Source organism: Enterobacter sp. K16B (assembly GCF_020216105.1).
GTDB classification, from domain to species: Bacteria; Pseudomonadota; Gammaproteobacteria; order Enterobacterales; family Enterobacteriaceae; genus Enterobacter; species Enterobacter sichuanensis.
The window spans coordinates 20471-27739 of record NZ_JAIWJZ010000106.1 but is presented as its reverse complement, the minus strand read 5'-3'; the positions used below and the strand labels follow the sequence as shown (position 1 = coordinate 27739).

The window sequence follows — 7269 nt, the reverse complement described above, 5'->3', positions numbered from 1 at the left end:
CTGAGCGGGGTGCGCACCTCATGGCCCATGCTCTGCATAAAGGCGTTTTTACTGCCGATGGCCTGCTCCAGATTACTTTTGGTCTCAGAGAGCTGAGCGATCAGTTGCTCTTTTTCGGTGACATCCAGCCAGCCGCCAATCAGCCCGCCAATCTCCCCCTGACCGTCGTGCCACGGCACAATCCAGCCCTGCAGGTAACGGGTCTGGCCGTGTAGCGTAAAGCTTTCAGACCAGTTCTGCGGTTGCCCATCCTGCAGCGCCTGCTGGTATTTTGCCTCCAGATTGGCCAGCACCGCCGGCTCGGCGATGTCGATCGCCGTGACCGGCTGCCCCTGAAACGCATCGCCCGGCTGGCCGATGGCATCCGCCCACGCCTGGTTGTAACGCAGCAGATGGCCGTTGCGATCGCGCACGTAGAGCGCCACGGGCGAGGCGTCAATCAGCGCCTGGGTAAAACGTAACTGTTCGGCCAGCTGCTGCTGCCAGACGTTACCGCGACGCAGCGCGGCGCGCAGATAATGTATCCACAGCCAGCACCCGGTGACCACCAGCAGGAGCAGTACGCCCCAGACCAGCGAATTAATCAGCGAGCTGTGAGCCCAGGTTTCGCTATTGTCGATGGCCGCTTGTCGCCAGTCGCCCGCCAGCTGCATCAGTGCCTGCGGCTGCATATCCGCCAGCGCTTTATTGAGAATATTAATCGGCTGGCTGGTGTCGCTTTGCGCGGCAATGACCACGTCAATGGGGGCTACCGGTACCGTCACGGCCAGATAAAAACGGGTGGGGTGATGGCGCGTCACCAGATAGTTGGCAATGAACTGCGGCGCAATCACCCCGCGAATTTCCCCTTTTTTCAGGCGCGCGAGCGCATCGTCCATCTGCGTCAATGGCACCAGCTTAATGGTGGGATACCAGGTTTCCAGCCAGGCGCGCAGCGGGTCATCAGCCATGATCGCCAGCTTTTCCCCCTTCAGTTGGGAAAAATCATCCGGGCGTTTGATATCCAGGTCCATCACCACCACGGCGGGCGTGGTCAGTAACGGCGGAGTCATCGCCACGGTCGCGGCGGGCTTCTGCGACACGTCCCACTGCTGCCTCAGCACCAGCGCATCCGGGTTGTCGCGCTTTAAGGCGTTAAGTTCGGCGTCGCTCCCGGCGGTAAGAAGCGTAAAGTGAATATCGTACTGCTCGCTAAACTGGTTGAGCAGATCCACCACCAGACCCGCGGGCGCCCCCTCTTCCAGAAACGACAGCGGGCGCTGGCGGCTGTCCAGGATCACCTGAATCTGACTATGCTCACGCAGCCAGTTCTCCTCCTCCTGATCCAGCGCCAGCGGATTGGAGGTGATGACAAAGCTCCGGTTAAGTCCCCAGCTGGTGGTGATTCGCAAACGGCTGGCTAACGGGATATGTTTGAACACCGTGTCGATGGCTTCAGCCAGCTGCGGCAGTTGCCTGTCGACACCAAAGCTCATGTTCAGATTGGGCAGGGCCGGGCTGTAACGCCAGCGAAGCCCCTGCGCCTGATGGTACTGAGTGAGATACTCCGCACTGGCGCGGTTAATCCACAGCGCATCTATCTGCTTAAACGCCAGCGCGCTGATCGCCGAAGGATACCAGAACTGTAAACGCAGCGTGCTGTCGGGATAATGTTGACGCAACGCCGCACTGGCGTGGGTATCGGACATCAGACCGATGGTCTTTGGGCTCTCTTCTGGATGGTCATCGGCGCGATCGCGAGGGGTCATCAGGACCGCTTTATCCAGCAGCCATGGCGGCGTGGACACCAGCCCGGGGTTGGGCCACAGTTCCGGGTTCCACATCGCCACCATCTGGATTTCATGGCGGCGCAGCGCCTGGAAAGCATCGCGACTCTGGCTGTAGTAGTGGAGTTTGACGTTCACCTTAAGGCTGTCTTCCAGCAGCGCCAGATAATCGGCAGCGATACCGCTGAACAGCCCGTGGTCCATGCCCTCGCTCAGGGGAGGATGCGGCTGCCCCCAGACCCCCACGTGAAGCGTTTGATTGTTATTCAGCCACTGTTGTACGTCATCGCTAAACTGGACGTGCGGCGCATTGACCTGCACGCGGGGTTGCAGCGTCAGTTCCTGGGCCTGTATCTGCCCGATACTGCACAGCAGTAAAAACAGGCTAATTAACCGGGCAGAGATAAAACGCATCGTTTGAGTCGTTCCCTGAAAAATGAGTGCTGAAAATAAGCAGACGGGTGCAACCTTAATTTTAGCAATCGCGCGTCGTTCTGCATTGTCTGGATACCCGCCATAATGTGCGGGAATTTTAGCCATTGGCGATCCAGCCCTAACTAAGGTCGGTCTTGTTTTTAAAAAATATCGACCGCCATTTTTTATAAGACAGGCCTTATTGTCCCCTTTTACCCGGACAGGTAAAAACGCAGCAAATTAGCTATGCATAAACAGGTTCCACAATAATGAATAACCCTTTAACGCCCCACGATGAAAAGTCTGCGCTGGTCGAGATCACCCTCGGCGATATTTTCATTGCGGGTGAAGAGCCTCTTTTTATCGACGATGGCAGTCAGCAGTTACTAATAAAAGGCGCGCCCGGCCAGCAGGTCAATCTTTCCGACCTGCTGCCTGCGGAGTCAGAGCCCGGAGAGTGGATGAAGGCGAGAGGCTCCGTCACCGTAGATGGGGTGCAATACGAGGTGTATCACCATTCCGGGCTCGAGACGGAGCTGCTGGTACAGACAGGCATAGAGGTTGCCCCTCAGACGTAAACCCGTTACGCGAGCACCTCGACCTGTATCGCGCCGGCGCGAAAATCGTCGGCGAGGAAGAAAGGGATGGGCAATCGCCATTGCCCCTCTCGCACCGTCGCCGCGTAGGGATAGCTCACGCCAGCAATACGCAATGCGACCGTCTGCTTTTCACCTTCAGCGTGTTCGCTCGGTCCGGCCAGCACGGTAAACCCGGCGTTGCTGCCCACATGGAAGTGTTCGGTCTTCCAGCGAATCGGCGGGTGCTCGGGCCAGGGTTGAGCATGGTGAAAGGCAAAGATCTCATCGTGATTCAGAATGCTCTGTCGGACCGTAGGCCACAGCGCCACCTTGAGGAAATACTGGTCGGTGAAACGGGCGCTCCCCCGGTAGCTCGCCACGAACTGACGCATCATCCCTTCCACGTTCGGCACCACACCGCCACAGCCGCCCCACATCCCGGCCAGCAACAACTCAGTATGTGTGAAGTAGTCGCGCATATGGTGGAAATAGAACGGCGAGCGCAGCCAGGCCTCCACGCAGACCTGCTCGCGTTCGGAGAGCAGGGAGTCGGCGTCACGCACTAAAAATCGCTCGACCTGCGGGTCACCCATTACCAGAAAACGCCACAGCGTCGGGTAAATGCCCTTTTCCTCGCTCATATCCACCAGCAAGGCACCCGCCTGCGCCAGCCGCTGCCAGACATGCTGCGGCACGGAGTCGTCCAGATAGACGCGACAGCGCCAGGCCGGAAACAGCGCTGCGGCAACCTCGATATTTTTAATTAAGGTTTCACAATAGCGCGGCTGATCGCCATACAGACTGAACGCAATGATGTTCTTTTCCGGGCAATCCGCCCGGAAAGGCGGCGGTGGCGTCTGGGGCAGCGGCCAGACGGTTCCCTGACGAAAACGCTGGTCCGAGAGGGTCAACGACTCCAGACCACAGGCGCGCATTTCATCCGTTTTGCCCATATGGCCGCACAGTTCCGCCAGACCATCGAGCCAGGTTTCTGACGCTTCATGACGGCGCGGCGACTGATAAATCTTGCGATAGACCTTATACGCCTGGTCATATTTTCCCGCACGCATCAGGCTCAGGGCGTAATCGCTCTGCACCGACATATTGTGCGGCAGAACGGCCAGCGCTTTTTCGCAGCAGAGGGAGGCGGTCGCATAATCCGCGACGGCCATAGCATGGCGGTACTGCTCAGCCAGAGCAGTAAATTTCTGACGCATGGCGTGTTGTTTCGCTGCGGAAGCGTGAGAATGAAGGGTTCGGCGCATCGTTCGGGCTCAGGAGTAAATAAACGTGGGTATTATTTTCCTCTTCGCCAGTCAGGTAAGCGACAAGACCCGTCTTGATGTTCCTGCCAGTTAACATACGTTAAGCAGCGAAAAACAGGCGAAACGGCACGCTTATATTAGTATTGAGGTGATTGCGTCGAATTAATCACGTTCCTGACCAGACATTGCGCTTTTCGTTATTCTCAATTGCCAGAATAATAACCAAGCCTTGTCTTATAACAATACTTTTTACCTTTAACCAGAATATCACTCTTAGTACTTCATCCTCAGGAGCGTTATAAAAAGATATGCGCCACTACCTTCGTCGTTTTTTGCTTCTGGTTTTATTTTTATTTGTGATGCCGCCAGCACACAGCGAAGAATATAAGATTCTGATGCGTACCCCTATTGAGGGGATGCACCGTTTACCGCTTACCGAAGAGCAAGCCACGCTGCTGAAGCGTTTGCAAAATTTAACGGTCGGCATTACGCGCTATGACGCGCCCCCCTTCGGTATGCGCAATATGCGTCATGAGTATGAGGGTTTAAGCGCCGACTATCTTGGTCTGGTCTCCTGGCAGCTGAATCTGCCGGTTAAGCTCCGGATGTACGACTCGCCGGAAGAGCTGTGGCAGGCGCTGGCCCGCGGTGATATCGATCTTATCCCCTCTGTCGCCGCCTTTGATGCCAACGACGCCTTTGTTTTCTCAGCCCCCTACGCCAGCGATAAACCGGTGCTGGGTATTAACGACCGGGACACCCGGCCCCTCGCGGACGATCTTGCCGACACCGACGTGGCAATGGTCAGGGACTATCTCCCCCTTTCTCAGGTGAAAGCGGCGTACCCCAACGCCCGCTTTCGTCTGTTTGACAGCTATCAGGACGCACTCAGCGCCGTGGCGTTTGGGCAGTCGCGCGCCTATCTGGGCAACAGCTATTCCCTGAGCCGGAACTATTTAAACAATATTCATATCGAGCGCTTCTCCCGGCTGTCCAACCGTGAAGTCGGGTTCGCCCTGAGCCAGAATAACCCGCAGCTCAATGCCTTAATCAACGCCACTATCCGCGCGGTGCCCGAAGAGGAAAAGCTGGATCTCTATCGCCGCTGGCAGCCCGATCGGGTCGATATCGCTCAGGGAACCAAGTCGCTGGATTTTACCGACCAGGAGAAAGCGTGGATTGCCCGTCATCCGGAGGTGAAGGTGCTTATCTACAGCCAGGATAACGCTGCGCCGGTCTCGTTTATTGATAACAAGGGCATACTGCGTGGCGTGGTGGCGGACCTCTTTTCCGTTGTGTCGCTGAGAACCGGGTTACGCTTTAGTTTTGAGACCGGGACGACCACGGAGGCGTTAATTTCCCAGGTGGACCATGGCCAGGCGGATATGCTCGCGTCAATCACCCCCAGCGAGGCGCGTCAGTCTCAGCTCCTCTTCACGCGCCCCTACTTGCGCAGCGCATTTTCCCTGACCACCTCAACCTCACGCAACGACATCCACACCCTGGCCGATCTGCGCGGCAAGCGCCTGGCGGTGGTCAAAGACATTGCCGTGGAGCAGTGGGTGCGCGAGCGTTACCCGGAGATCAAGATTGTTCACGTGGGCAATGAATCGCAGCTGCTCGCCAGCATTACCGAGGGCGATGCCGACGCGGCGCTTGGCATTCTGGTGATGACGGATTATCAGATCTACACCAACTTCCCGGATCGTCTAAAAGTGGTGTCGATCGTCGGCGATTCCCCCGTCTGGATCTCGTTTGGCGTGGGGCTGGCCAGCCCCGAACTGCAACGTATTCTGGATAAAGTGCTGCTGAGCATCTCCCCCATTGAGATGGAGAATCTGGCGAACCGCTGGCGACCAAACGAGCTGGTGGTGGTGGACAGCTTCTGGTATCGCTATCGCGAGGTGCTGATTGCCACGGGCATCTTCAGCGCCGTACTGGTGCTGCTGGCGCTGGGATGGGCGCTCTATTTACGTCGGCAGATCGTGCGCAAAGCCGCCCTGCGCCGACAGCTGAACGAACAGCTCAGCCAGCTTCGTGAGATGCTGACGGAACGTGAATCGCTGCTGGCGGAGCTGAGCGAGGCGAAAGAGCGGGCCGAAGACTCTAACCGGGCAAAATCGGTCTTCCTGTCAACCATGAGCCATGAGATCCGCACCCCGATGAATGCGATTATCGGCATGCTGGACATCGTGCTGAAAAAAGGACGCCGGGGCGAACACGATCTGCAGGCGCTGGAAGTCGCTTACGACTCGGCAGAAGGGCTGGTGGGGTTGATTGGCGATATTCTCGATATCTCCCGTATCGAGGGGGGCCATCTCGATTTCAATCCGGAGCCGGTGCATTTTGGCAAGCTCATCGACAACATGATGCGGGTATTCCAGGGGGTGGCGATTGAAAAGAATATCCGGCTGGAGAAAGTCTTCCCGACCACGCCGCTGTATGAGGTCTACGCCGATCCGCTGCGTATTAAGCAGGTGCTCTCCAATTTGCTGAGCAACGCCATTAAGTTTACCGATCGCGGCGGCGTAACGCTGACCTTATCGCAACAGGAAGAGGGCGATGCTGTCCAGTTTATGATTGAGGTGCAGGACAGCGGCGTCGGTATTGATGCCAGCCAGCAGGCCGCCCTCTTCAAACCGTTCAGCCAGGCAGACAACCGCCGGGCAGGAACGGGACTCGGGCTCTATATCAGCCGGACCATTTGTGAAAGCATGAATGGCACGCTCACCCTCACCAGCGAAAAGCAGGTCGGCACCACGGTACGGGCGACCTTCTCCCTGCCCAAAGTGACCCGTGCCGTTACCCCCCGCGTCCCGTCGCAGGCGGAAGAGGAAACGTTACCGGCGCTGAAGGTACTGGTGGTGGATGACAACCCGGCAAACCGGATCCTGCTGGCCAAACAGCTGGCCTGGCTGGGCCAGCACGCGCATCTGGCGGCCAGCGGCGATGAGGCGCTCACTATCTGGGCCGATACGGCGTTTGATGTGATCATCACCGACTGTAATATGCCGGGCATTAACGGCTACCAGTTGACGGGCATGATACGCGATGCCGAGCGCGAACAGGGTCGGGATCCGGCGTGGATTATTGGCTTTACCGCCAATGCGATGCATGAGATTACGGAGCGGTGTTTACAGGCGGGTATGAACGATTGTCTGTTTAAGCCGTGCTCGATTAGCGATCTGGCAAAGGCGCTGCGCAATGCACGGGCCTACAACGTGGAGTAGGCCGGGTAGGCGCAGC

General features: G+C 57.5%; 4 protein-coding genes. 2 read left to right on the top strand and 2 right to left on the bottom strand.

The window, feature by feature from the left end:
• A partial coding sequence (locus LDK53_RS18255; protein WP_225287765.1) for a PAS domain-containing protein occupies positions 1-2180 on the bottom strand: 2180 nt, incomplete at its 3' end.
• Between the two features lie 269 nt (positions 2181-2449).
• On the opposite strand from LDK53_RS18255, the gene LDK53_RS18250 reads away from it, so the two are divergent.
• On the top strand, positions 2450-2758 hold the full coding sequence (locus LDK53_RS18250) for a Biofilm associated protein A (protein ID WP_225287764.1): 309 nt from the start codon (positions 2450-2452) through the stop codon (positions 2756-2758).
• Between the two features lie 5 nt (positions 2759-2763).
• Here the strand turns inward: LDK53_RS18250 and LDK53_RS18245 are convergent, their stop codons facing one another.
• Complete coding sequence (locus LDK53_RS18245; RefSeq protein ID WP_225287763.1) at positions 2764-3975, bottom strand: tetratricopeptide repeat protein; 1212 nt, start codon at positions 3973-3975, stop codon at positions 2764-2766.
• 443 nt (positions 3976-4418) lie between these two features.
• On the opposite strand from LDK53_RS18245, the gene LDK53_RS18240 reads away from it, so the two are divergent.
• A complete protein-coding gene (locus tag LDK53_RS18240; RefSeq protein WP_225287762.1) occupies positions 4419-7253 on the top strand; it encodes a transporter substrate-binding domain-containing protein in 2835 nt (944 codons plus the stop codon).
• Positions 7254-7269 lie beyond the last annotated feature (16 nt).

What these genes read in the sequence shown, in the direction of transcription:
- LDK53_RS18240 (WP_225287762.1), top strand. Translation starts at nt 4,419, where the DNA reads ATGCGTACCCCTATTGAGGGGATGCACCGTTTACCGCTTACCGAAGAG.
- LDK53_RS18245 (WP_225287763.1), bottom strand. Translation starts at nt 3,975, where the DNA reads ATGCGTCAGAAATTTACTGCTCTGGCTGAGCAGTACCGCCATGCTATG.
- LDK53_RS18250 (WP_225287764.1), top strand. Translation starts at nt 2,450, where the DNA reads ATGAATAACCCTTTAACGCCCCACGATGAAAAGTCTGCGCTGGTCGAG.